21 protein-coding genes are annotated in these 25,987 nt (G+C 40.4%); 14 read left to right on the top strand and 7 right to left on the bottom strand.

Features of this window, described 5'->3' with window-relative positions:
* The first annotated feature begins 276 nt into the window (after window positions 1-276).
* The 3 genes from rapA to ACZ5WS_RS05900 all read left to right on the top strand — a co-directional run bounded on the left by rapA (window position 277) and on the right by ACZ5WS_RS05900 (window position 4,965).
* Entirely contained in the window at window positions 277-3,171 is a 2,895-nt protein-coding gene (gene rapA / locus ACZ5WS_RS05910) for an RNA polymerase-associated protein RapA (protein WP_464711125.1), read from the top strand.
* Between the two features lie 139 nt (window positions 3,172-3,310).
* A complete protein-coding gene (rluA, locus tag ACZ5WS_RS05905; RefSeq protein WP_464711123.1) occupies window positions 3,311-3,964 on the top strand; it encodes a bifunctional tRNA pseudouridine(32) synthase/23S rRNA pseudouridine(746) synthase RluA in 654 nt (217 codons plus the stop codon).
* A 92-nt stretch (window positions 3,965-4,056) separates the two neighbouring features.
* Window positions 4,057-4,965 carry a DUF3530 family protein gene (locus ACZ5WS_RS05900; protein ID WP_464711121.1) on the top strand — a complete coding sequence of 303 codons (909 nt, stop codon included), beginning with the start codon at window positions 4,057-4,059 and terminating at the stop codon, window positions 4,963-4,965.
* Here the strand turns inward: ACZ5WS_RS05900 and djlA are convergent.
* From djlA to ACZ5WS_RS05885, 3 genes are read right to left on the bottom strand one after another with little or no spacing between them, the layout of a single operon-like run.
* Window positions 4,948-5,805 (bottom strand): co-chaperone DjlA, encoded by an 858-nt coding sequence (gene djlA / locus ACZ5WS_RS05895; protein WP_010391624.1) that lies wholly within the window; start codon window positions 5,803-5,805, stop codon window positions 4,948-4,950. The genes ACZ5WS_RS05900 and djlA overlap by 18 nt on opposite strands.
* A 33-nt stretch (window positions 5,806-5,838) precedes the next feature.
* Window positions 5,839-6,495: an N-acetylmuramate alpha-1-phosphate uridylyltransferase MurU gene (gene murU / locus ACZ5WS_RS05890; RefSeq protein WP_464711119.1), complete on the bottom strand. Its 657-nt coding sequence runs from the start codon at window positions 6,493-6,495 to the stop codon at window positions 5,839-5,841.
* Complete coding sequence (locus ACZ5WS_RS05885; RefSeq protein WP_138609115.1) at window positions 6,492-7,493, bottom strand: aminoglycoside phosphotransferase family protein; 1,002 nt, start codon at window positions 7,491-7,493, stop codon at window positions 6,492-6,494. The genes murU and ACZ5WS_RS05885 overlap by 4 nt, the downstream gene beginning before the upstream one ends.
* 94 nt (window positions 7,494-7,587) lie before the next feature.
* Here ACZ5WS_RS05885 and lptD point away from each other — a divergent pair, with 94 nt between their 5' ends.
* From lptD to ACZ5WS_RS05850, 7 genes are all read left to right on the top strand, one after another.
* Complete coding sequence (gene lptD, locus ACZ5WS_RS05880) at window positions 7,588-9,834, top strand: LPS assembly protein LptD (RefSeq protein ID WP_178956585.1); 2,247 nt, start codon at window positions 7,588-7,590, stop codon at window positions 9,832-9,834.
* A 96-nt stretch (window positions 9,835-9,930) separates the two neighbouring features.
* The gene (surA, locus tag ACZ5WS_RS05875; RefSeq protein WP_464711116.1) at window positions 9,931-11,226 is read left to right on the top strand and encodes a peptidylprolyl isomerase SurA; all 1,296 of its coding nucleotides are present in this window, start codon (window positions 9,931-9,933) and stop codon (window positions 11,224-11,226) included.
* A 2-nt stretch (window positions 11,227-11,228) separates the two neighbouring features.
* Window positions 11,229-12,221: a 4-hydroxythreonine-4-phosphate dehydrogenase PdxA gene (gene pdxA, locus ACZ5WS_RS05870; protein WP_464711114.1), complete on the top strand. Its 993-nt coding sequence runs from the start codon at window positions 11,229-11,231 to the stop codon at window positions 12,219-12,221.
* A complete protein-coding gene (gene rsmA, locus ACZ5WS_RS05865; RefSeq protein ID WP_010391631.1) occupies window positions 12,218-13,024 on the top strand; it encodes a 16S rRNA (adenine(1518)-N(6)/adenine(1519)-N(6))-dimethyltransferase RsmA in 807 nt (268 codons plus the stop codon). The genes pdxA and rsmA overlap by 4 nt, the downstream gene beginning before the upstream one ends.
* On the top strand, window positions 13,008-13,397 hold the full coding sequence (gene apaG, locus ACZ5WS_RS05860) for a Co2+/Mg2+ efflux protein ApaG (protein ID WP_041709470.1): 390 nt from the start codon (window positions 13,008-13,010) through the stop codon (window positions 13,395-13,397). The genes rsmA and apaG overlap by 17 nt, the downstream gene beginning before the upstream one ends.
* A gap of 16 nt (window positions 13,398-13,413) precedes the next feature.
* Window positions 13,414-14,232 carry a symmetrical bis(5'-nucleosyl)-tetraphosphatase gene (locus ACZ5WS_RS05855; RefSeq protein WP_464711112.1) on the top strand — a complete coding sequence of 273 codons (819 nt, stop codon included), beginning with the start codon at window positions 13,414-13,416 and terminating at the stop codon, window positions 14,230-14,232.
* A 308-nt stretch (window positions 14,233-14,540) separates the two neighbouring features.
* Window positions 14,541-16,556 (top strand): methyl-accepting chemotaxis protein, encoded by a 2,016-nt coding sequence (locus ACZ5WS_RS05850; protein WP_138609106.1) that lies wholly within the window; start codon window positions 14,541-14,543, stop codon window positions 16,554-16,556.
* 504 nt (window positions 16,557-17,060) lie between these two features.
* On the opposite strand, the gene rpmG is transcribed toward ACZ5WS_RS05850, so the two are convergent.
* From rpmG to radC, 3 genes are all read right to left on the bottom strand, one after another.
* Window positions 17,061-17,216: a 50S ribosomal protein L33 gene (gene rpmG / locus ACZ5WS_RS05845; RefSeq protein ID WP_004587947.1), complete on the bottom strand. Its 156-nt coding sequence runs from the start codon at window positions 17,214-17,216 to the stop codon at window positions 17,061-17,063.
* Window positions 17,217-17,227: 11 nt separating this feature from the next.
* Complete coding sequence (gene rpmB, locus ACZ5WS_RS05840) at window positions 17,228-17,464, bottom strand: 50S ribosomal protein L28 (RefSeq protein WP_008464111.1); 237 nt, start codon at window positions 17,462-17,464, stop codon at window positions 17,228-17,230.
* A 274-nt stretch (window positions 17,465-17,738) separates the two neighbouring features.
* Window positions 17,739-18,413 carry a RadC family protein gene (radC, locus tag ACZ5WS_RS05835; protein WP_178956588.1) on the bottom strand — a complete coding sequence of 225 codons (675 nt, stop codon included), beginning with the start codon at window positions 18,411-18,413 and terminating at the stop codon, window positions 17,739-17,741.
* Between the two features lie 141 nt (window positions 18,414-18,554).
* Between radC and coaBC the strand changes: the two genes are divergently transcribed.
* The 4 genes from coaBC (at window position 18,555) to ACZ5WS_RS05815 (ending at window position 24,707) form a co-directional block, all read left to right on the top strand.
* Window positions 18,555-19,748, top strand: coding sequence for a bifunctional phosphopantothenoylcysteine decarboxylase/phosphopantothenate--cysteine ligase CoaBC (coaBC, locus tag ACZ5WS_RS05830; RefSeq protein ID WP_464711110.1), 1,194 nt, complete (start codon window positions 18,555-18,557; stop codon window positions 19,746-19,748).
* A 224-nt stretch (window positions 19,749-19,972) separates the two neighbouring features.
* Window positions 19,973-20,560, top strand: coding sequence for a nucleoid occlusion factor SlmA (gene slmA / locus ACZ5WS_RS05825; protein WP_008113236.1), 588 nt, complete (start codon window positions 19,973-19,975; stop codon window positions 20,558-20,560).
* A gap of 318 nt (window positions 20,561-20,878) precedes the next feature.
* Window positions 20,879-23,626 (top strand): S9 family peptidase, encoded by a 2,748-nt coding sequence (locus tag ACZ5WS_RS05820; RefSeq protein WP_464711108.1) that lies wholly within the window; start codon window positions 20,879-20,881, stop codon window positions 23,624-23,626.
* Between the two features lie 157 nt (window positions 23,627-23,783).
* Window positions 23,784-24,707, top strand: a complete 924-nt coding sequence (locus tag ACZ5WS_RS05815; protein ID WP_464711106.1) for a Fic family protein — start codon at window positions 23,784-23,786, stop codon at window positions 24,705-24,707.
* Between the two features lie 62 nt (window positions 24,708-24,769).
* On the opposite strand, the gene ACZ5WS_RS05810 is transcribed toward ACZ5WS_RS05815, so the two are convergent.
* Complete coding sequence (locus ACZ5WS_RS05810; RefSeq protein ID WP_010391644.1) at window positions 24,770-25,954, bottom strand: BaiN/RdsA family NAD(P)/FAD-dependent oxidoreductase; 1,185 nt, start codon at window positions 25,952-25,954, stop codon at window positions 24,770-24,772.
* Window positions 25,955-25,987 lie beyond the last annotated feature (33 nt).

The raw sequence follows: 25,987 nt of genomic DNA, 5'->3' as shown, positions 1-25,987 counted from the left end.
ATTTTTATGCTATACCCAATAAACTAATCAGTGTGACTAATAAACTTGATTAATTACTTAGGTATAATTTGAGTTTAGTCTATTTGTCATAAAAGTCTGTTTTATGACAAATATCATTTAGTTTGAATTTCCTACAAAATCGGCGCACTAATCAGTGCTTATAGATAGGAATAATTCACACTTATAAAATTAATTAAAAGTCAGGCAAATAGCGCCTTGCAGTGGTGTTATCTAACAGGTAACATAGCCGCCTTTTTCTTCATAGACGAGACATACATGAATTTTTCCTTAGGTCAGCGTTGGATCAGTGATACAGAGTCAGATTTAGGATTGGGCACCGTTGTTGCCATTGATGGCCGCCAGGTCAGCATTTTATTTCCTGCCAGTGGTGAAAACCGTGTTTATTCTTCTGCAGAAGCTCCGGTAACCCGTGTAGCATTTAATCCTGGTGATGTGATCCGAAGCGTTGAGGAGTGGGAATTACAAGTTGAGTCAATTGAAGTACAAGGCGAATTACTGTGCTATCACGGTGAACGTATTGATAACGGTGAAAAAGTACAATTAAAAGAGACCTTTTTAGACCATTTTATTAAATTTAATAAACCACAAGACCGTTTATTTGCAGGCCAAGTAGACCGCTTTGATCGATACACTTTGCGCTACCAAACTTGGTTACACCAATTTGAACGCCAACAGTCACCTATTAAAGGTTTAATTGGCCAACGTGCCAACCTTATTCCGCATCAGCTTTATATTGCCCAAGAAGTAGGTAAACGTTTTGCGCCACGTGTACTACTTTCTGATGAAGTAGGTTTGGGTAAAACCATCGAAGCTGGCATGATTTTACACCAACAAATTATTACTGGTCGCGCCAGCCGTGTGCTCATTGTGGTACCTGAGAACTTGCAGCACCAATGGTTAGTAGAAATGCTACGCCGTTTTAATTTACGTTTTTCTATTTTTGATGAAGAGCGCTGCGACGAAGCGTTTGCTGATTCACCTAACGTATTTGATACCGAGCAACTGGTGCTTACCAGCCTTGAGTTTTTAACTAAGAAAAAACGTTGGTTTGAACAATCTACGTTGGCCGACTGGGACTTATTAGTCATTGATGAAGCCCATCATTTAAGCATTAACAACAATAAACCTAGTGCCGAATACCAACGTATGGCTGAGCTGAGTCAAGACATTCCGGGGCTAATTTTATTAACAGCAACGCCAGACCAACTGGGTCATCGTAGCCACTTTGCACGCTTACAACTGCTCGACCCAGATCGCTTTTACGACTACGACGTATTTAAAGAAGAAGAAGCAAACTACAAAGATGTAGCCGAAGCTGCTAACCAACTACTGCAAGAGCAATCATTAGATGATAACGCTAAAGCAACCTTGATTGAGCTATTAAAAGAAACGGATATCACCGATATTCTTGAAACAGCACAACAAGGCGACCTTGAAGCACGTAAAGAAATTTTAAATATGCTTTTAGACCGTCACGGTACTGGCCGCATCTTATTTAGAAATAGTCGCAGTGGTATTGATGGTTACCCAAGTCGTAAATTACACGCCTATCCTATGGCTTTACCTAAGCAATACAAAACAGCAATGACTGTACTAGGTAATATGAGCGGCATTCAAAATGCTGAACTCAGTGCACAACGTGCACTTTTCCCTGAAAAAATATTTCAAGAGTTTGAAGGTGAAAGCGCCAGCTGGGGTTTATTTGACCCTCGTGTAGATTGGCTAATCGAAACGCTAAAAACACTCAAACGTGAAAAAGTATTACTCATTTGTGCTAAAGCCGAGACAGCAATTAGCCTTGAACAAATATTACGTGAACGCGAAGCAATTAAAGCCTCGGTTTTCCACGAGGGCATGTCGATAATTGAACGAGACCGCGCCGCGGCGTTCTTTGCCGATGAATACGATAATGCTCAAATATTATTGTGTTCTGAAATTGGTTCAGAAGGCCGTAACTTCCAATTCTCACACCATTTAGTGTTGTTTGATTTACCGCTCAACCCAGATTTACTTGAGCAACGAATTGGTCGCTTAGACCGCATAGGTCAAACACAAGATGTGAACATTCATGTGCCTTACTTTGAAAATACGGCACAAGAAGTGTTATTACGTTGGTACAACGAAGGCCTAGATGCATTTGAAAGCACTTCAACCACAGGACAGTTATTATATAAAGAGTTTAGCGAAGACTTACTTGAATATATTGCAGCTCATAATTGTGACGAAGATGAGCTAGACCCATTGCTTGAGCAAGTAGCACAAAAGAATGCAGTATTACGTAAGCAAATGGAAAGTGGCCGAGATCGCCTACTAGAACTGCATTCATCAGGGCAAGGCGCTGCTGATTCACTCGTCGCTGACATTGAAAAACTCGATAATCAGTTTGAGCTACCAAGTTACATGATCAATGTGTTCGACACCTTTGGCGTAAGCCAAGAAGATAAAGGTGAAAACACTATTATTTTAAAACCCACTGAGCATATGCTTAATGCCTCATTTCCAGCTTTAAAAGAAGATGGCATGACGGTGACATTTGACCGTGATACCGCTCTTTCACAAGAAGATGTTCACTTTATTAGTTGGGATCACCCTATGGTGCAAGGCACTATGGACATGATTTGCGATGATGACTTTGGTAGTGCATCAGTGGCGTTACTTAAAAACAAAAAGTTACCACCAGGAACATTCTTTGTTGAGCTAATCTTTGTTGCCGAAGCAATGGCACCAAAAGTACTGCAAGTGGGCCGCTTTTTACCGCCTACGCCAATTCGTATTTTACTCGATAAGAGCAGTAATAACTTAGGCGAAAACGTTGGCTTTGATGGCTTTAATCAACAGTTATCTGCGGTAGGTCGTCAAACAGCAAGTAAATTAGCCGGTGCATTACAAAGTGCGGTTCATCCGATGATCAACACAGCAAAAGACATGGCGCAACAAAAGCTGGATGTTATTCGTGCAGAGTCATTAACTAAAATGCAAACATCGTTGAGTGAAGAGCAGCAGCGTTTAGAGGCACTTAAACAAATAAACCCAAATATTCGCCAAGAAGAAATTACTTTTTACGATAAACAACGCAATGAGCTAACCGCACATATTGAAAAAGCGCAGTTAAAACTCGATGCAATTCGTTTAATTGTGGTTTCGCACTAGAGGATATAGCTGTCAGTCGTTAGTTAAAGGTCAACTAACGTGTGCATTGAAAAAGCGCGATATTTATATCGCGCTTTTTACTTGAGCCTTTGCGCTCGCTCCACTAAAATAGCGCACTTCAAAATCACTGAGGTCTGCCGTGTTAGTTAATTACAATCCCCCTATGAGCCCGTATTTAACTATACTGTTTCAAGACGATGATTTACTTATTGTAAATAAGCCTAGCGAGTTACTCACCGTACCAGGTAAAGACCCAAAACATGCCGATAGCTTAATTAATCGCGTCAACCGTGTTTTTCCTACGGCTAAAATTGTTCACCGTTTAGATATGGCTACCTCAGGAATACTTTGCTTGGCAATGAACAAAGCCGCTCATCGGCATTTAAGTATGCAATTTCAAGAGCGCGAAACGGCAAAACGTTACATTGCGCGAATTTATGGACAGCTTGAAAATGAAACCGGCTCAGTTGACTTACCGCTTATTTGTGATTGGCCGAACCGCCCTAAGCAAATGGTTGATCACGACAATGGCAAGCCCTCGCTTACTCATTTTAAAGTGCTTAAGCGCGAAGCACAGGCAACCCGTGTAGAGCTGACTCCTATTACTGGGCGCTCCCACCAGCTGCGAGTGCATATGCTAAGCTTAGGCCACCCTATTTTAGGCGATCGTTTATATGCCCACAAAGACGCACTTGCTGCGGCACCTCGATTACAGCTGCATGCACAAATGCTGCAGCTAAAGCATCCTGTTACAGAGCAAGTACTCACGTTTGAAGCTGACCCCGAGTTTTAATGCGGATTAATCTTTTAGTTATTTGCAGTAAATAGCTAAACTTTAAGAGTGCTACGCCGATACATAAATAAGATTTAAATTAAAAGCTTATTATGTTTATTACGCAGATATTTAAAGTCATTATTACTACTCTTTCGCTTGGCTGTGCATTAATCAGTTTTCAAGTGCTTAGTGCTGAGTATATCGCTCCTCCTCCCTTTTCAAAAAATATTGATGCGGATATCTCTCGCCTAGCCCAAAGTGATGAAGTAATGTCTATTTTAGCTGGTGATACTGAGTTTTTAACTTTATACAGTGAATATATGAGCGCCGACTTTAGAGGGGTGGTCATACTCATTCCTGACTGGCAATCAACGCCCACAAACAATTCCGGCATGAACTTTTTGCGTAAAGAGCTGAATAATCATGGGTACACTTCTTATGCGATGACAGTTCCTGATATAGATTGGCAAGCAGCCCAAGATGACACAGCAAAAACGATTAATGATTCTGTGGGCACAAATAATGAGCCTGACACCAGCACACAAAAACAGCCTCATCATGCCGACTATGTTGAGCAAGTAAATACCGAGGTCGTGGATAACTACAAGTTAAAACTGCTCGCTCGCTACGAAGCTTTGTATCAGCAGGCAGCAATGGAGTCTGACAATATTGTTGTTATTGCACAAGGCACCAGTGCTGGGGTGTTGTTGGAGCACTACGCTGAATTTGCAGACTTAAAAATAAACGCCTTCATTAGTTTGAGTAGTTACCTTCCTAATACAAAACGCAATGCCAAGTTAAGCCAAATAACATCCTTGGTCACCCCTGCTTTGTTGGATATTTATTTTGCTACAGACAGTAACGATATTTTAATGAACCTTAAAAACCGTCAGCGTTGGGTTAACCGTAATGCAAAGTTTGATTACCGCCAGCGCCAGCTGTTTGGATTGCGCGACGCGCCGCAGCAACATGCACGCTTGAGCAGAGAAATAGACGGTTTTTTACGCCGCCTTTTTTAAATACTCGTAAGCGGCTTGAATATCTTGGCTTTTTTTAACCGCGACTTCCATCATATGCTTAGGTAAACCTTGCGATACCAGTTTATCAGGATGGTGCTGAGCCATAAGCTTTCGGTACGCTACTTTAATATCACGTTGCGACGCATCTTTATTTAGCCCTAACAAGGCCAATGCCTGCGAGCGATTCATATCATTACTTGGCGGTACATGATGCCCTGAGCCTTCTCGGTAACTACTACTTTGACTTTGCTGCTGCCTAAAGCGCTGTTGTTGCTGCCTAAAATTAAACTCTGCTTGATAACGTTTTAGTACAAAGGCAAAGTGTGCTTTAGATACCCCCAACTGCTTGCTTACTTCTTGCAGTAATTGCTTTTCTTGCGCGGCAAGCACGCCATCAGAAAACGCCATTTGAATTTGAATTTCTAAAAATAACTGTAGTAAATCGTAACGTTTAGCAAAACGTTCTTTAAAGTCATAAACCGTGTCTTTGAGAGAAAAGTCGCTATCTTTACCCGATTGAAATGCCTGCTGCGCTTCACGGCGCTCTTCGCCTTTTAAGCCCATTTCATCCATAAATAGCGTCGCAGCTTTAATATGGGTTTCGCTTATTCGTCCATTTGACTTGGCGATATGCCCCATTACTGCAAAGCAGCTAGAAAAAAACAGTGCTTGGCGCTCGTTAACATCATCGCCTTTAAAAAGGTTAGAGAAGCCGCCAGCCTGATCAAAGTCTTTCTTTAGACTTTTATCAAACATATGGCCTAGGTATAAGCCTAAAATAGCGCCAAATATTTTGCCAAACATAAAACCAAAACAGAAACCGAGAATTTTTCCCCACATTTTAAAACTTACCTCTAGTGTTTTATATTTAGCTTATGGTGCTAATTGTTGGTTAAGAGTCGATAAACGCTCTGGTGTGCCTATATCGTCCCATTGGCCAATATAGAGTTCAGTGGAGACTAAATGTTCATTTAATTTTTCACGCAGTAAAGGCCCTAACGGGAGAATACCTGGGGGCAGCCCTTCAAAGAAATCAGCCTGATAACGGCCAATTCCAGAAAAAGTATAGCGCTGTTCACTATTAGGTAAGTGGCTTAGCGTAAAATCACCATCTGGGTTATGCGCAGGATTTTCAACTAATACAATGTGCGCTTCTTTTGGCTGTAAATGCAGCTGCATTAATGCATTAACATCGTAATCGCTGTAAACATCACCATTAATAACAATAAATGACTCATCTAATAAAGGAAGTGCTTGAATAATTCCGCCAGCAGTTTCAAGCCCGCCAGTTGCTTCCTGGCTATAGGTAATACTTACACCCCATGCACTGCCATCTGCAAAGTAGGTTTTTATTTTATCTCCTTGCCAGGCGAGATTAATCACAATCTGCGTAATACCAGCTGCTTTTAAGCGCATAATATGATGCTCAATAAGTGGTTTACCTGCCACACATAACATAGGTTTTGGCAACTGTGCGGTGAGCGGCATCATACGTTTACCGCGTCCTGCAGCTAAGATCATGGCCTTCATAGTTGTTCCTCTTTTAACCGCTGCTGTACTTTTGGTACTACGTAATTTTTTACCCAATCAGACAAATCACTAAGCTCTGGATACTCTGCCGCCACTTCAACAATATACGCTAGTGTTGGTAATATATTGGTTAAGTAACCTTTTTTGCCATCCCGTAAATACAAGCGACAAAAAATACCCGCTGCTTTTAAATGGCGCTGCAAGCCAGTTAAATCAAACCAATACTTAAATTGTGCGAATGACTCGTTAGTTATTAAACTTTGTCGCTTAAATTCGTCATAACCAAACTCAAGTAAATGAGTCAGCTCGTCGTTGGGCAATTTAAAATAACAATCTCTTAAAAGCGAGACTAAGTCATAACATAACGGACCTTGTACCGCGTCTTGATAATCAATAATTGCCCATTGCAGCTCGCAGCGCATAATATTACGGCTATGGTAATCACGATGCATAGTCACTGTGGGTTGTTCAAGCAGTGTATTGATTAGCAGCGCAGTACTTGTTTGCCAAATATTTTGTTGCTCAGCGCTGAGCTCTGTACAAATAAAATCATTAACTAACCAATTTTTAAAAATATCCAGCTCAAGTGCAATAAAGTCATGGTCATACGGATTCATTGACGGAGCTTTAGGCGTTTTAGCCCACTTGGCACTTAAACTGATCAGCTGCTGGTAATACTCGCTGCGATTGGCATCATCAAGTAAATCAGCTAAATGGGTGTTGCCTAAATCACTTAAAATAAAAAAACCTTGCTGCTCATCACTATGAATAATGGTTGGCAATAAAAAACCCTGTTCAGAAAACACCTTATTTAATGCAATATAAGGGACGTTGTTAACTTTTTTTGGATCTGAGTCCATCACAATAAAGTTTTTATTTTCAGCGCTTAACCTATAATAACGGCGAAAACTGGCATCTGCGGTTATTGCATTAAGCGCGTAAGATTGCTCACTAAAGTGAGTATTAATAAACTGTTGTAAACTCTCAAAACGTGTCATTTTATAAGCTATCTATTTTTCACTAATTACTTTGCTATTGTTTTCCTTTATTATGTATAGCTTGTAACTAATCACAGAGCATAAAGGTCGATAAATGAGCAAAACCTGGGGCATTTTGATGCTAAGCGTACTGAGCGCACCATCGCTTGCCGAAACTGAACTGACACACAACTTTTGTGGCACTTCAATGCAAACCAGAGCTTGGCAACCGCTAGCTGGCCTTGAGCTTGGAACGGTTGATATCAGCGCTGATGACGTTGAGCTTTTAGGCACACAAAGCGCTGAATTTACTGGTAATGTTGATATTAACACCGTTAACATGAGTTTGTCCGCACAATCAGCACTGATTGATAAACAACGCGGCCTACTCAATGCCACCGGCCCTATTACCTACCGCGATTATGTAAGTAAAGTTCAAAGTGCGGGCTTAAACGCCGATTTAAACAACTCAGCATTTAGCTTATTAGGCGCACAATACAGCCTAACACAACAGCAAGGCAAAGGTGGTGCGGAAAAACTCACCATCGACAAGTCTGGCTTAATGCTGATGAATGCAAGCTTTACTGCTTGCCCGGGTAATACGCCAGTATGGGCGATTGAAGCCGACGAAATTAATTTATCGCGAGAAGAAGGCTGGGGTGAAACCTACAATGCGGTGCTACGTATTTTAGACACGCCAGTGCTCTATTTACCCTATTTTACTTTCCCACTTGATGAGCGCCGTAAATCAGGCTTATTAACACCCAGCTTTTCAAGCTCAGATCGCTATGGTTTAGAGACTATTACGCCTTATTATTGGAATATTGCTCCAAACTATGATGCAACCATTACGCCGCGTTATATGTCACGCAAAGGTTTACAGCTACAAACTGAATTTAGATATCTAACTCCAGAACACCAAGGTTTAGTGGCTGTCGAATACTTAAATAAAGATGACTCAGAACCTGAACTTGACGAGCGTTTTTTGTTTCATTGGCAACAAAAAAGCTATATAGGCGAAGACTGGCGAGCCAGTATTGATATAACCAATGTCAGTGATGATAATTACCTTACTGATTTAAACTCAACTTATGCAAGTAAAACCGATACTCAGCTTTATCGTACCGGCTCACTAACTCACATGGGCGAGATGTGGCGTACTGATATAAAAATACAAAACTTTGAAGTACTCGGTGACCACTTAGAGTCATATACAGCCTTACCTCAAGTTAGCTTTACACAAACTACGCCGTGGAAAATTGATTACTTCGATTTTACTGTTTCAGGGGAGCTGAGCCACTTTACTAATAGCTCAGCGGTGATTGACCAAGCAACTCGCGTGCATATAGAACCTAAAGCACGCTTTGATTACAAAGAATATGCTTGGTCATTTTTATCTGAAGTAAGCCTGCTACAAACTAACTATAAACAAGACGGCAACTTACAGGGCACTCAATATAGCGAGACGGTCTCGCGCACATTGCCGAAACTCCGCTTATATTCTCAGCTTAACTTTGAGCGCGACACCTCAATTTTTATCGACGATGGCATTCAAACCCTAGAACCACAAATTCAGTATTTATATACGCCAAATAAAGATCAATCTGATATTGGCTTATACGATACCACTAAACTACAAGATGACTTTTTTGGCCTATTCAGGGATGCACGTTTTTCAAGTGTTGACCGTATTGCCGCTGCAAATCAATTTACGCTTGGGGCAACCACCCGTTTATTTGATAAGAAAAATGAAGAAGTATTTAATTTCAGTGCTGGCCAAATATTTTATTTAAGTGATTCAGCCAAGCCCACAGAGCAAGGGCTTAACAGCGACAGTAACTACAATGCCTTGTTTGCAGCGCAAACCATGTTACATTGGCACCGCCGCTGGTATTTATCCGGTGGTATTCAGTACGATACGGATGGCAAGCAAATTATCCAGTCAAATGTTACCTTAGATTATAAAGGTGACAATAATCAGCTCGTTCAATTGAACCATCGCTATGCAAATGATGTCTCAGGAAATACAATCGAACAAGCGGGCTTATTTACAAGCATTCCTATCAGTGACGAATGGCAGTTTATTGCAAGTTACCATCGCGACCTTGATAATAACCGCAGCATTGAAGTATTTAGTGGATTACAGTATGAATCGTGTTGTTGGGCGTTCCAAATTACTGGTCATCGCCAAATTGAAACTGATTTAAATCAGTCAATTGGGCAACCCCAAGCCACTTTTGATTCGAGCATTCGTTTGAATTTTGTATTAAAAGGGCTTGGTAGTAAAAGCCGTTATGATGCTCAAAAATTATTACAACAAGGTATTTTTGGTTATCGTAGGCCGTATTTTCTTAATGACTAAGCTGCATTTTGTATAGTAAAAATTTACAAATAACTATATCAATCTAGTCGCCTTTAGCATTACAACAGTACTATTAGTAAGAGTAGTAAAAAGAATATGAATTTAAAAAAATTATTAACATCAGCAGTTTTAACGTTTAGCTTATGCCAAAGTGCATTCGCCGCACCGGTCGAAATAGATAAAGTGATTGGTATTGTAAACCAAGGCGTTATTTTAAAAAGTGAAGTAGACACAATTGTTGATCGTGTTAAAAAACAAGCAGAAGAACAAAATCAACAGCTGCCAAAAGACGAAACACTGCGTGTACAAGCAATTGAGCGCTTAGTTAATCAAACGCTAATGATGCAAATGGCTGAGCGTATGGGCTTAGAGATTTCAGATAGCCAGCTCGACCAGACACTCGCCAACATGGCCAAAGAGCAAGACGGTACAATTGCTGATTTACGTCGTACTATTGAAGCGTCGGGTGAGAGCTTTCAAGCTTACCGTGAAGAAATTCGTAAAGAGATAACCACGCAACAAGTCATTCGCGTAAACGTAGACCGTCGTATATATATAAGCGACCAAGAAATTGATAACTTGCTAAAAATTATGGATAGCCAAGGCAAAAATGCCGAAGAATACGATATTGGTCATATTCTTATCGATATTCCAAGCGGTGCAAGTGCAGATGACGTCAGCTCTGCAAAAACACGCGCAGACAAGGTAATTGAACTGCTGCAAGACGGCCAAGAGTTTAAGCGTATTGCTATTTCTTCATCAAGTGGTCCAAAAGCGCTTGAGGGTGGTCAATTAGACTGGATGGGCATTAATGAAATGCCATCTTTATTTGCAGAAGCGGTGAAAGGGCAAAAGAAAGGTACGATTATTGGCCCACTTCGCTCTGGCGCAGGTTTTCATATTATTAAGGTGCAAGACGTTCGTGGTCGCCAAGTAGTAGAAGCCACAGAAGTTAAATCCCGTCATATTCTTATTAAGCCTTCAATTATTTTAAGCGAAGAAAAAGCCCGCACTATGCTAGCTGGCTTTGTTAAGGATTTACGCGCTGGAAATGCTGACTTTGCAGAACTAGCTAAAGAGCACTCGCAAGACCCAGGCTCAGCGCTTAAAGGCGGGCAATACGACTGGACTGATCCAACTACCTACGTTCCTGCGTTTAGAGATACATTGCTATCTCTTGATCAAAACGAAATCAGCGAACCCTTTAGAACCCAGTATGGCTGGCACATTGTGCAGTTGTTAGATACACGCGTTGCAGATAAAACTGAGCAAGCTAAGCGTAATCGTGCACATGGCATGTTGTTTAATCGTAAATTTAAAGAAGAAGGTTTTAACTGGCAGCAAGAAATGCGCGAACAAGCCCATGTTGAAATTTTCCCAACAGACGAATAATTATGACCTTAAGAATTGCGGTAACCCCTGGTGAGCCTGCTGGCATTGGGCCTGACTTGCTATTAAAACTGGCACAGCACAGCTGGGATGCACAGCTAGTAGCGATTGCAGATGCATCGCTACTAAAGCAGCGCGCTAAACATTTAGGTTTAAACATTAAATTGATTGAATTTGATGAAAGCGCCAAAGCTATGCCTACAACTGCTGGCAGCTTGTACATAAAACAGATTGATTTAGCCGAGCCGGTTGAGCTGGGTGTGCTGAATGACGCAAACGGTCAATACGTATTAGACACACTACGTATTGCCAGTGAGAAAAATATGGACGGCACTTTTGATGCCGTTGTTACCGGCCCTGTTCATAAAGGTATTATTAACCAAGCCGGTATTTCTTTCAGTGGCCACACTGAGTACTTTGCTCAACAGTCGGGCACCGCTGATGTTGTTATGTTATTAGCTACCGAAGGGCTGCGAGTTGCATTAGTAACAACGCATATTCCGCTTGCTTATGTTGCTCGTGCTATTACCCAAGAGCGACTGATTAAAGTAGCTAATATCCTTAATCATGACTTAAAAACCAAGTTTGGTATTGAGCAACCGCGTATTTTAGTCTGTGGCTTAAACCCGCACGCTGGTGAAGATGGCCATTTAGGCCGCGAAGAAATCGACACGATAACGCCTACACTTGACATACTAAGAGCTGAAGGGATGAACTTAATCGGTCCTTTACCAGCAGATACATTATTTCAAGATAAATACCTAAATGAAGCCGATGCAGTACTGGCTATGTATCACGATCAGGGATTACCTGTGCTAAAATACAAGGGATTTGGTAAGTCAGTGAATATAACCCTTGGCCTTCCATTTATCCGCACTTCAGTCGACCACGGTACTGCGCTTGATTTAGCCGGTACAGGCGATGCTGATGTTGGCAGTTTTGAATTAGCGATCCGCGAAGCAATTAAGCTCGCCCATGAAAAAGCACAGAATCAATGACCGATAAAGTACATTTAGGACACCGCGCCCGTAAACGTTTTGGCCAAAACTTTTTATTCGATGAATCAATCATCGATAAAATTGTCACCGCTATTGATCCCAAGCCACAAGATAATTTAGTCGAAATTGGCCCAGGCCTTGGCGCTATTACTGAGCCTGTAGCCGATTTAAGTGGCCATTTAACGGTTGTTGAGCTAGATAAAGATTTAGCCCAACGTTTAATTGAACACCCTTTTTTAGGGCCTAAATTAACCGTAAACCAAGGCGATGCAATGAAGTTTGATTTTGCAAGCCTAGTTAAAGACGACAAAAAGCTAAAAGTATTTGGTAACCTACCGTACAACATTTCTACTCCTTTGTTGTTTCATCTTTTTGAATTTGCCGATCATATTGAGCATATGCACTTTATGCTGCAAAAAGAAGTGGTAAAACGCATGGTTGCAGGCCCAGGCAGCAAAACCTTTGGCCGCTTGAGTGTAATGACTCAATACTACTGTAATGCTATGCCTGTAGTAGAAGTACCACCAGAGTGCTTTAAACCTGCACCTAAAGTGGACTCTGCGGTTATTCGCTTAATCCCTAAAAAGGCAGAGCAGCGCACAGCTAAAAGCGTTAAAATACTCAATACGGTTTGTTTAGAAGCGTTTAATCAACGTCGTAAAACACTGCGCAACAGCCTAGGTAACCTTTTAACCGCTGAAGAGTTAACCAGCATTGGCATTGATATTACTTTGCGTGCTGAGAGCCTGTCGTTACAACAATTTATTGATATAGCTAACTGGATTTATGACAACAAGCAGTAATATGGGATCACCTGTAAAGGTATCTGTAGAAACATTTTATGTAGAAGAGCAATCGCAACCTGAACTTGATAAATTTGTGTTTGCTTACTCCGTTACTATAAAAAACCACAGTTTATGTAGTGCAAAACTACTCAGTCGCTATTGGTTAATTACCGATGCCAATGGCAAAGAAGTAGAAGTACAAGGTGAAGGTGTGGTGGGTGAAACCCCAGATATAGCCCCAGGCGAAAGTTACAAATACACCAGTGGTGCAATATTAGATACTCCGGTAGGCACCATGCAAGGGCATTACACTTTACGAAACGAATTTGGTGCTGAGTTTGAAGCCCCCATAAATGTGTTCCGTTTAGCTTGCCCTAATATCTTACACTGAGTAAGAACAGCGTCTAATGGCCGACTACGCAATAGGTGATTTACAAGGCTGCTTTAACGAATTTAGTTTATTGTTAAAGCAAGTCGACTTTAATCCTAGCAAAGATCATCTCTACCTAGTAGGTGATATTGTTGCTCGCGGCCCAGACTCCAAAGCGTGTCTTGATTACATATATCAGCACCAAGACAGCGTTAGCGTCACATTAGGCAATCATGACTTACATATGATTGCCTGTTATTTAAATAATGTTGCCCCCAACCCCAAAGACAAACTAACGACTCTGTTCAACAGCAGTAAACTCCCACATTACGTCGCGTTTTTGCAAACTCAGCCTTTAGCTCTTTACTTAGATAAATATGATTGCTTTATTTCACACGCGGGGCTAAACCCTGATTGGTCGTGCGTGCAAGCCATTGAGCACGCCCAATTCGCACAGCAATGCTATGGTGCTGACAACGCTCAATACTTCTTAAAAAACATGTATCAGCCTCACCCACTAACATGGAGTGAGCAACTCGATGACGCTGCCAAGTTTCGTTATATTGTTAATTATTTCACCCGTATGCGCTTTATTAAACCCGATAACTTGCTTGATTTTAGTGCAAAAGAAGCAACAGCAAATAGCCATTCATTGATTCCTTGGTTTTCTCATCCTAAAATTGTTAACGCTCAACATGACATTGTTTTTGGTCATTGGGCTGCACTTGAAGGTCAAACTCCCTACAAACACCTGTACGCTCTAGATACAGGTTGCGTCTGGGGCGGCTCAATGACCTTAATAAATTTACAGAGCAAACAAAAACTTTCAAAAAAATCACAACTTTTGTCTAAATAAACTGAAAAAAGTTAATACATCTGTTAAGTTTAAGAGTGCATGTTAAATTGCATAATTACAAACCATTCACAACTAAGTGTAAAAAATAGCAACACTCTCTAATCTAATTAAAGATGAGGAAAATTGCTTTGTATTATTTTACATCCATAATCGAATAGTTGAATTATGTATGCTTAGTGTGTGATGAAGTTTCACGGTAAATTTAGCAACTAACTATTAACAGTAAAAATTAATTATTTTTAATTACTTAACTTATTGTTGAAAGCGCCGATAAGTTTTAATAGACGTATTTTTGAATGGAAAACCATATGAATCTAACAGTGAGTCAACGTATTTGGGGTGGTTTTATATTTATCACTTTATTACTTTTAATTATTGGCGGTAACTCTTTAATAAAAATAGCAAATATAGATCGCTCAACTCAAAAGGTTAATCAGCTATCGCTTCCGGCATTAAACAAGAGCGCTCAATTACAAGCTGAATTTATTTTGATGAGTAAAGCTGCTCAAGCTAGCTTTCACACTTCATCGGCTCAAGAGCTAGCGCCAATAAAAGCACAAATAGAAGAACAAAAACAGTTATTTGATAAGTTACATCGCGAGCTACAACAAGTAGTAAAAGATGATCCACAACTAAATAAGAGTAGCCTTGACGTTGAAAAGACCTACTTAAGTTTTTTAAGCATTATAGAGAGCCTACTCAAAGACAAAAACACTCAGTTAGTGCTTAATAAAAAGCTTAAAGCTCAATTAGAAACCGTTGAGCTTGCGGCAGAAGATGCCAACTCTATGGTTCTTGATATTATTGATATCGATGGTTTAGAAGATAACTACCCTCGTGCTTATCAAGCAGCTAATAACCTTGAAAATAACTTTATGTCTGTGGTTACCAGTAGCACCGATATGTTAACTGTTAAAACACTTAATACGCTCGATATTATTAAAAATGAACAAGTATATTACTTTGAAGAAGTCGTTCGTACCGTTTCATTAATACAACCTGCAATAGAGCAGAGCCATAGCGGCTTGTTTAACGACTTAAAAGGTTATGTAGATACACTTGAGAGTAATATTTTAGGTAACGATAGCCTTTCAGCGAATAAAAAACGCCTTATCGATGCAATCAGCACAACTGAACGTGAATTAGAAGAGTCTGAAAAAGCTACTAAAACAGCACTTAGCCAAATTGACGAATTAGTATTACAAGCCAGCGGCGTTGCATTTACTTTGCAAGAAGGCGTTCGCAGCGATGTAAACTCAGCTAACTTATGGACTTGGATAGGTATGATCATTGCTACTATTATCGCTGTGCTTGTGGCCATTGTTACAGTTAACCGTATTACTAAGCCATTAGCAGAAGTTAACCGCATTTTAGATATTGTTGCCAGTGGTGATATGACTCAACGCTTGGATGACAGCGCAAAAGATGAATTTGGTGAATTGTCGAAAAGTTGTAACACCTTAATTGATAGCTTACGTAGCTTAATTACCGGTATTATTTCGCGTTCAACACAGCTTGCTGCTGCTTCTGAGCAAACCTCAACAATTACCGGTGAGTCGAGCAAAGCGATTAGTAATCAACAAGCGCAAGTAGAGCAAGCGGCAACCGCAACCACTGAAATGAGCAGTACCTCTCAAACAGTGAGCAACAGTGCTCAACAAGCACTGGGCGAAATCAAAAATGCTGATAAAGAAGCTGAACGCGTTAAAGGTATTTCAAATCAAAATAAAGCAACCATTGAACAACTCGCTTACGAAGTTGATGAAGCATCAAGTGTTATTAATAAGCTACACAAAGATAGCGCCTCAATTGGTAGTATTTTAGACGTTATTCGTGGTATCGCTGAGCAAACTAACTTACTTGCACTTAATGCGGCCATTGAGGCAGCGCGTGCCGGCGAGCAAGGCAGAGGCTTCGCCGTGGTAGCTGATGAAGTAAGATCGCTTGCAAGTAAAACTCAAGAGTCGACCCAAGAGATTCAATCTATGATTGAATCACTACAGTTGGGCGCTGAAGAAGCAGTTAAAGCCATGGAAAAAGGTAAAGAACGCGCTGTTTCTTGTGTTGAGCAAAGTGATTTAGCTAATAGTGCACTAGATTCAATTACTCTTGCGGTATCGCAAGCGCACAATGTCAGTGAAGAGATATCAACGGCAGCACAAGAGCAACAACAAGTATCACAAGAGATTAGTGAACGCTTAGAGTCTATTGTTGCTATCGCCGAGCAAACAGCAGAAGGTGCTGTACAAACTAATATTTCAAGTTCAGAAGTTGCTAAATTAGCCGAAGAACTAAGAATATCAGTAGAGAACTTTAAAGTATAAGTATCGCACTGTAAGTAGCCTTAGGGCTGCTTACAGTTCACCCCTAGTAAGTCATAGTAAAACACCCGTTCCCTCTCCAGACATGCTTATACACCGCACAATCTTACTCTAAATACACAACATCCAACTGATTAGTCCGTGAAGTCATTTAATACTATTTATATTTTCTTTGGTTATACCAATTCGCTTAATTAAGTGGTCTATTTTGAGGCTGGAAAAACGCGTTGATAGCTAGGCAAAAAATTTGCTATTTAGTTGCTCTAAATGAGAATTTTTAACGCAGGCAGCGACACGTTTAGCCCCGTAAAGTGATTAAGTATTATTGCGGATTGATATTACAAACAACGGAGCCGCTATTAAAACAATAAGCCATGGTGCTTAACATAAATTTTTAATTAGATGGACACAATTACGGTAGGTATATTTTCGGTGGTAACAGAGTGAATTTTAAAAACAAAAAACCCAGCATAAGCTGGGTTTTTACATTTCTGAAAGAAAACTAAATTACTTAATTTTAGCTTCTTTGAAAATCACATGTTTACGAGCCTTAGGATCGAACTTTTTGATTTCCATTTTTTCAGGCATGTTACGCTTGTTCTTGTCGGTAGTGTAGAAAAAACCAGTACCAGCAGTTGAAACTAAACGGATCTTATCGCGCATAATTCAGTTCCTTAAACTTTTTCGCCACGAGCACGGATTTCTGTAAGAACCGTGTCAATGCCTTTTTTATCGATAATACGCATACCTTTAGTAGTAGTGCGTAATGTTACAAAACGTTTTTCACTTTCAACCCAAAAACGGTGTGTTTGTAGGTTAGGTAGGAAACGACGTTTAGTCGCGTTTCTCGCGTGTGAACGGTGGTTACCAACCGCTGGACGCTTACCTGTAACTTGACATACTTTAGACATGTCTATATATCTCCAATAACTTCGCTCGAGCTTAATTTTTCCCTAAGGCCATGTATTTGTGCCCTAGAGATAAATCGAAGGGCGCTCTTTATACAGCTTTTACAGGCAAAGATCAAATACTGATCTTATCCAACCAGCTCATGTGTAAATTTTATAGCGGCTAATTATAAAGATCGAATGCCCTTAGGGAAAGTAAAAACTGCATTTAAATTAAACTAATTTGCCAAAACACAGTAAACCGCTCATTTTTAGCACATATCTGCGAGCAATAAACTTAAATAAGTCCCCGTTCGGCAAACGAAACACAATTTTCACCACCAATAATAATATGATCCAATACATTTATGTCGACTAATTGCAGCGCTTGGCACAATTTATTGGTAATTAGTTTATCGGCCTGACTTGGTTCTGCAATACCGCTGGGATGATTATGTGAAAAAATAACCGCTGCCGCATTATTTTTTAAAGCCGCTTTGACAACTTCACGTGGATATACACTGGCTGCGTTAATCGTACCATAAAATAAGATTTCATCTTTCAATAAACGATTTTGACTATCAAGATACAACACCATAAACACCTCCTGCTGCAACCCTCGCATTTGCAGGGTTAAATAGTCGTAAACAGCTTGAGGGGAATTAAAAACGGCATCGCGAACAAAGCCTTCTTGCATATAACGCTGACTTAGCTCAAGTACTGCTTGTAACTGTACATATTTAGCTGTACCCAGCCCTTTTTGCGCACAAAACTCATCTATGCTGGCATTAAACAAATTATGCAGGGTTTTATTTTCATTGATCAGATGTTGTGCCAGCTCTATTGCATTCATACCGGGTAAACCCGTACGTAAAAATATAGCCAATAGTTCAGCATCAGAGAGTGCCTTTGCGCCTTTTGCTAGCAGCTTTTCTCGTGGTCTGAGTGAATTAGGCAGAGAGGTTAATTGCATCGTTCATCCTTGAAAGCGGTCAGTATCATATAACTGTAATGCAAAATTAAAAATTAGCGCGATAAAACGCATTTTATCTTAGCTGTCACGCTCAAGATTTGTTATTTTAGCCAGCATATTTTATAAAATTGATGAACAACCATGATTAATTTAACAAATAAAAAAATAGTGCTGGGTATTAGCGGTGGAATTGCAGCCTATAAATGTGCCGAACTCGTAAGACGTTTAAAAGACCATGGTTGTGACGTTAAAGTTGTAATGACTGAATCAGCAAAGCATTTTATTACCCCGCTAACGATGCAAGCTGTCAGTGGTGAAATAGTGTCTGACTCATTACTCGACCCGTCAGCAGAAGCTGCGATGGGACATATTGAATTTGCCAAATGGGCTGATTTAATTTTAGTGGCTCCTGCCACCAGCAATATTATTGCAAAAATGGCTGCAGGCATTGCTGATGATCTACTCACTACGTTATTACTCGCAACTCCTGCAAAAGTGGCTGTGGCACCGGCTATGAATCAACAAATGTACGCGCACCCTGCCACGCAAGCTAATATAGCCACTTTAAAGGCTCGTGGCGTTGCAGTTTGGGGGCCAGGCAAAGGTGAGCAAGCCTGTGGTGATGTAGGTGCAGGGCGAATGCTTGAACCGCATGAATTAGTGAGTTTATGCACTGAACCTGCGCAACCACAACTCTTAGCGGGTAAAACCATTACTATTACCGCAGGCCCAACCCGAGAACCTCTCGATCCGGTGCGTTTTATATCAAACCACAGCTCAGGAAAAATGGGTTATGCACTAGCACAAGCTGCTTTATCATTTGGCGCGCAAGTTAACTTAATTTCAGGCCCAGTGACCATTACCGCGCCGCAAGGCGTTAATTTAATTAATATAGAAAGTGCTGAGCAGCTACTGCAAGAATCTCTCAATTACGCCCATCAATCAGACGCCTTTATTGGCTGCGCTGCTGTAGCCGATTACCGCGCAGCGAATATCGCCACGCAAAAAATGAAAAAACAAGGCGATGAACTCACTCTTAGCTTAGTTAAGAACCCAGACGTTATAGCAGCGGTAGCAAACCTTACACAAAGCCGCCCTTACACTGTCGGCTTTGCAGCAGAAACGCAAAATGTTGCTAACTACGCTAAAGGGAAATTGACTAATAAAAACCTCGATATGATTTGCGCAAACGACGTATCGCAAAGTGATTTAGGCTTTAATTCAGAACGTAACGCACTTACTCTTTATTGGCAAAATGAACAACTCGATTTACCTGTGACTAGTAAAACAGAAATAGCAATCAAAGTGATCGAGCAGCTTGCCAAACGATTATAAAAAGGCTGGAAACAAACTGAATAAAACATTAACATGATGACGCCTTGTGACCTTTTAGTGTAATTTTACTTCGCTAATATAGTTTAATGCTTGCGCAGTACCAGAGCTTCACGTAATACGTGAAAATATCGCTTCACTGGTTATTGCCCGCACAAACACTAGGCAGGTAGCTGTGTTATCGCACGTTGATGTAGAAAAAATAACTATTAAAAAAAGGAATGTTCATGCCTGCGACAAAAAAAAGTAATCGCAAAGAGCAAATACTGCAAGCACTCGCACAAATGTTAGAAACCAGCCCTGGTCAGCGTATTACAACTGCCAAACTTGCCGCAGAAGTTGGCGTATCTGAAGCCGCTCTTTATCGCCACTTTCCGAGCAAAGCGCGGATGTTTGAAGGATTAATTGAGTTTATTGAAGATACCCTGCTATCACGTATTAATCTTATTTTAGATAACGAAAAAGAAAGCAAAGCACGCGTATACAATACCTTATTACTGTTGCTAACGTTTGCTGAGAAAAACCCTGGCATTACTCGTATATTAACAGGCGATGCTCTACAAGGTGAGCAGGAGCGACTTCGTGAACGTGTACAAGGCTTATTTGAAAAGCTAGAGACCCAATTCAAGCAAATTCTTAGAGAGCGTAAGCTACGTGAAGGTAAAAACTTCCAAAGCGATGAGCTAACCCTAGCTAACTTTTTGCTTGCCTACGTTGAGGGTAAAATGAATCAGTTTGTGCGCAGTAATTTTAGTGCTCGCCCAAGTGAGCAATTTGAAAAACAATGGCCAGAACTTCAAAAAATTTGGTTATAAGATTCGAAGTAATACCTTGTTAGTGATGCTAACAAGGTATTAAATAAACCACTTCCACTCCTATTTTTCACAGATGCCTACCACCTCGCATCCCGTAGCTCGAAAATTTTACCTTTTACCTTTTACCTTTTACCTTTTACCTTTTACCTTTTACCTTTTACCTTTTACCTTTTACCTTTTACCTTTTACCTTTTACCTTTTACCTTTTACCATTCATTTTTAACCTCTCATCTCTGCCCTGCTACCACTTATCGTATCTACTCGAATTGTTATTAAAACTCGTTACAATAAAATAATGTTAAAAAACGAGAATCTATAATGAAAACACAACTCACTCTTATAGGCTGTGCACTTATTACCAGCTTAACGAGCGCTAGTGCCTTAGCAAATAAGCCATTAGAATTTAAAGATGTATTTGATTTTAAATCTGCAAAAGGCACACAGCTTTCTGAAAATGGTCAAATCCTCTCTTTAAGTGCAACCCCTTATCGCGGTAATGCCACAGGGCAAGTCTACTCGCTAAATAATAACAAGCTTATTGCTGAAATAGAGCGAGGCACTCGCCCTACAATTAACAAAATGGCGAACTGGGTTGCATTCACTCAAGTGCCTACCCTACTTGAAAAAGAAACCACTAAGAAAAAAAGCGATCTAAAAAACAATCTAGTATTAGTGAATACTCAAACCGGTGAGCAACAACGTTTTAATGACGTAAAAGACTACGTACTTGCTAATAACGGGAAGTGGCTTGCCTATCGCAAAAATGAGAGCACCGACGCGGATGATAAAAACGCCGATAACGATAGCGCTATCCCTGCAGACAAAAAAGATAAAAGCTACCCGCTGGTTATCGTCAACTTAAGCGATAAACGCACCCACACTCTTGAAAGTGCCTTCACCTATGATATTAGCGCCAGCAGCGATCAATTATTAGTGAGCCAAAGCTATGTGGATGGCAATAATAATCAAATTACTTTATTTTCACTCAATGATTTTTCCAGCACGGCATTAATTGACGAGCCAGGTGTGGTTGCCAACGAAATAGCTTGGCATCCAATCAATAAGAGTGTTGCATTTACTTTAGGTAACTATGTAAACGATGATAAGCGTCGCCGCCAATACGAATTAACGCTTTGGCAGAACGAAACGCTTACCACTGTGCAGTCACCTAACCCAGAATGGTTAATGGGTAAAACTGCGACATTAAAGTGGGCCGAAGATGGTACACGCCTATACTTTGAAAACCGCCCAAAACTTGCTGCAAAAGTTAAGCAAAAAGAATATACCGATGAGTCTTCACTGTATAACTTTGAGGTTATTCGCGACCAAAAAGGGTTAAATGTATGGCACAACAACGATGCGCAAATTAAACCTCGCGAAGAGCAGCAATGGAATAAAAACAATAAAAATCGACATTACACGGCGGTATACCATGTAAATTCGCAACAAGTTGTACAGTTAAGCACACCAAATATGCCAGAGCTGGCATTTAATACTGAACGCGCGGATTCATTATTAGGTTACTCAAATTTAGCTCATCTTGAAAAAGTAATGTATGGCGGCTTTTTTGCTGACTACTTTGCGGTTGATATAAAAACGGGTAAACAAACGCCTATTATTAACGACTATCCATTTAGACCTAGCCTTGCGCCTAATGGTCAGTTTGCTGCTTACTTTGATAACAACCAAGTACAGCTTAAAAACTTAGGCAATAACAAAGTGAGCGTACTCAGCAAAGCAATTAACGCTACCTTTGCCGATGACAAACACGATTACCCATCTAAGCAGCCTGGCTATGGCTTTGCTGGCTGGCTTAACGATAGCAGCGAAATACTGGTTTATAGTAAATATGATATTTGGTCGTTTAATGTAAATACCAAGCAAGCCAAACGCTTAACTAATGGTAAACAAAGTAATACTCAGTACAGAGTGATCAAGCTTGATAAAAACCAAGTGGGCTTTAACAGCAATGATACTCTTTTGCTCTCCGCAATTAACTTACAAAGTAAGCAAAGTGAGGTGGCTAAACTTAATTTAACAACGCTTAACGTTACTAAAGTACTCACAGGTAATAAGCGTTTTGATGTAATTAAAAAAGCCAAAAGTGCCGATAAATACTTATTTACAGAGCAAACTTATCAGCAATTCCCTGATATTTATCAAACTGACTTTAGCTTCAAACAAGCACAACAAGTCACTTACCTTAATCCTCAGGTAACTAATTTTGCTTGGGGAGAAAAGCCTGAACTTATTAGCTATAAAGGCTTTGATGGAGAAAATTTACAAGGGGTATTAATCAAACCTGCCGGCTACAAAAAAGGCGATAAAGTACCGGTTGTGGTGTACTTTTACCGCTATATGAGCCAGCGTATGTACGATTTCCCTAAAATGGAATTAAATCATCGCCCTAACTTTCCGATGTTTACATCAAATGGCTACGCCATCTTTTTACCTGATATTCGTTTTGAAATAGGTCACCCAGGTAAGTCTTCAACTCAAACCATGATCAACGCCACTCAAAAGCTGATTGATTTAGGCATTGCCGATGCTAATAAAATAGGGTTACAAGGCCACTCATGGGCGGGTTATCAAAGCGCGTTTATGATCACTGAAACTGATATGTTTAAAGCTGTGGTGTCGGGTGCGCCTGTGTCTAACATGACCAGCGCCTACAGTGGCATTCGTTTGAAGTCAGGGCTTGCTCGTCAATTTCAATATGAAACAGGGCAAAGTCGCATTGGTAAAAACTTATTTGAAGCCCCAGAGCTTTATATTGAGAACTCGCCAGTCTTTTTTGCGGATAAAGTAAATACCCCTATTTTGATTATGTTTGGTGATAAAGATGATGCTGTGCCATGGCATGAAGGCGTGCAATATTACTTAGCACTGCGCCGTGCGGGTAAAGATGCCACATTTTTACAATATGAAGGTGAGCCACATCACTTAAAGCAATTCCCTAATCAGGTAGATTTCTCCGTGCGCATGATGCAGTACTTTGATCATTACTTAAAAGGCAAGCCAGCCGCTAAGTGGATGAAAGAGGGTGAAGCGTTTATCGAAGAGTAACTAATAAACCGGCGCTATTTGGCGTCGGTTTAACATTTAAAACCAGCAATTAAGGACTATATAAAGCTTTAAATAAATACTAAATCATTATTAAAACTGACTTTTATGCCTAGTTCGCGTATTCTAACCCCCTGATTTAAATAACCTCTATAACGAAATGAGCAACGCCACTCCCCCATTTTCAATCTCAGCCAGCATGACCCACAGCATTGTGGGTATTAGTGAAGCTTTAGGTAAAATCAGTGCCTTATATTCGCCAGCAACTATTGAGCACTATAAGCAACAAAAACCCACCTCTATACAAATGAAAAACTCTGAGTTTCAATTCACAGCATCTGACCTATCAAGCCCAGATAGCTTATTAGATCTGCATCGCAGCTTAATGAAAGATCAAAGTGAAAAGTCAGGCTGTTATAGAGAGCAAAGTCTAGCGTTAAAAAATGGCTTACAAATGGCACCACAGGCAATGCGAGTGCCACAAATGGTAGAAGAGCTATTTGCGTGGTTTAATACAACCAACCATCACCCTCTAATCAGTAGCGCAGTATGTCATTATGAATTGCAGTTTATCCAACCTGTTTCACTGGGTAATACTGAATTAGCCTGTACTTGGCAAACCCAACAATTATCGCAGTGGCATACGCTATTTTCATTACTAAACATTCATAACCTAATAGCGACAACACGCCAACAATACGTTGAAAGCATTAACCTAAGTACCAAAACCGGTGACTCATCCGTGTTTATTGAGTACATGTTAGAGACATTACTTTCAGCATTAGATATTTTAGAAAGTGATTTAAAATCAATAACAAAAAGCCAACCCCCACAACAACCCCCTCAAGTTAAAAACACTATACACTTAGACATACAAGCCCCCCAAGTCATCGCTTTAATAAATGTATTTAACCAAAGCGAAAAACCATTAAACCGACAAGAGCTACAAAACCAGCTAGGGTTAAAAGATCGAAAACATTTTAGAGAGCGCTATTTAAAACCTGCAATTGATGCAGGCATAATCGAAATGACTATTCCCGAAAAACCGAATAGTAAAATGCAGCAATATAGACTTAAAAGTTAGAAATAAAAAATGCCACTTAAGAGCTTAAGTGGCAGGTTTAATAAGCCGCGCTGAGCGACTTTTTACGCGTATTGCCCAGCGGCAAATCCACAGCTCCACGCGTATTGGAAATTATAGCCTCCAAGCCAACCCGTTACATCGGTCACTTCACCAATAAAGTATAAACCTTTGGCTTTTTTAGCCTCAAATGTTTTTGAGCTTAGCTCATCGGTATCTACACCACCTAAAGTCACTTCTGCGGTTCTGTAACCTTCGGTACCATTTGGCTTAATTTGCCAAGCATGAATATAATCCGCGAGTGCATCTATTTGGCCATGCGTTAGCTGGTTAATATTGCAATCAGGAATAGCTTTACTGTCATAGAGTATTTCAACAAAACGCTTAGGTAAGATAGTAGCAAGGCTATTTTTTAACGATTTTTGCGCTTGCGTTTCTCGCCAATCGGCTAGCTGTTGCTTTAAATCTAGTTCAGGTAATAAATTGATCGTCACCGCCTGACCTGCTCGCCAAAATGAGCTTATTTGTAATATGGCAGGCCCGGATAAGCCGCGGTGAGTAAATAAAATATTCTCTTTAAATACAGTGCCATCTTCGCTTGCAACTTCACAAGAAATACTAATACCCGAAAGCCCTTCAAAACGCTCTTTATCGTGCTGATGTAAGGTAAAGGGAACTAGAGCGGCCATCGTCGGCAATACCTTTAAACCAAATTGCTCTGCAATTTTATAACCTATTGGCGTCGCGCCAAGTTTAGGCATAGTTAAACCGCCAGATGCGACAACTAACGACTCACAGGTCAGTGTTTCTTGCTCAGTTGTGACACTGTAACCTGTTGCTGTTTTAGCTACATTTAACACTTCGCTGCGTAGTTTAATTGTAACACCCGCCCACTCACACTCTGTTAGTAAAATATCAACAATGTCTTGTGCGCTATTGTCACAGAATAATTGTCCCAATGTTTTATGGTGATACGCCAAACCATGTCGGTCTACAAGCTCTACAAAGTCATGCTGGGTATAACGACTTAAGCACGACTTTACAAAATGGGGATTAGTGCATAAATAGTTATTAGGGCTCGCATTTTCGTTAGTAAAGTTACAACGCCCGCCGCCACTAATTAAAATTTTACGTCCTGGCTTTTTACCCATATCAAGCACTGTAACACTTCGGCCGCGATATCCTGCTTGTGCTGCACACATTAAACCTGCAGCTCCGGCACCGATCACTATCACATCAAGGTGAGTCATTTGGTCATCTCTTAAAAACTTTGGTGAATTATA

This window comes from Pseudoalteromonas sp. 11L1 (assembly GCF_055397545.1).
This window is presented reverse-complemented; position numbering and strand designations above follow the sequence as displayed.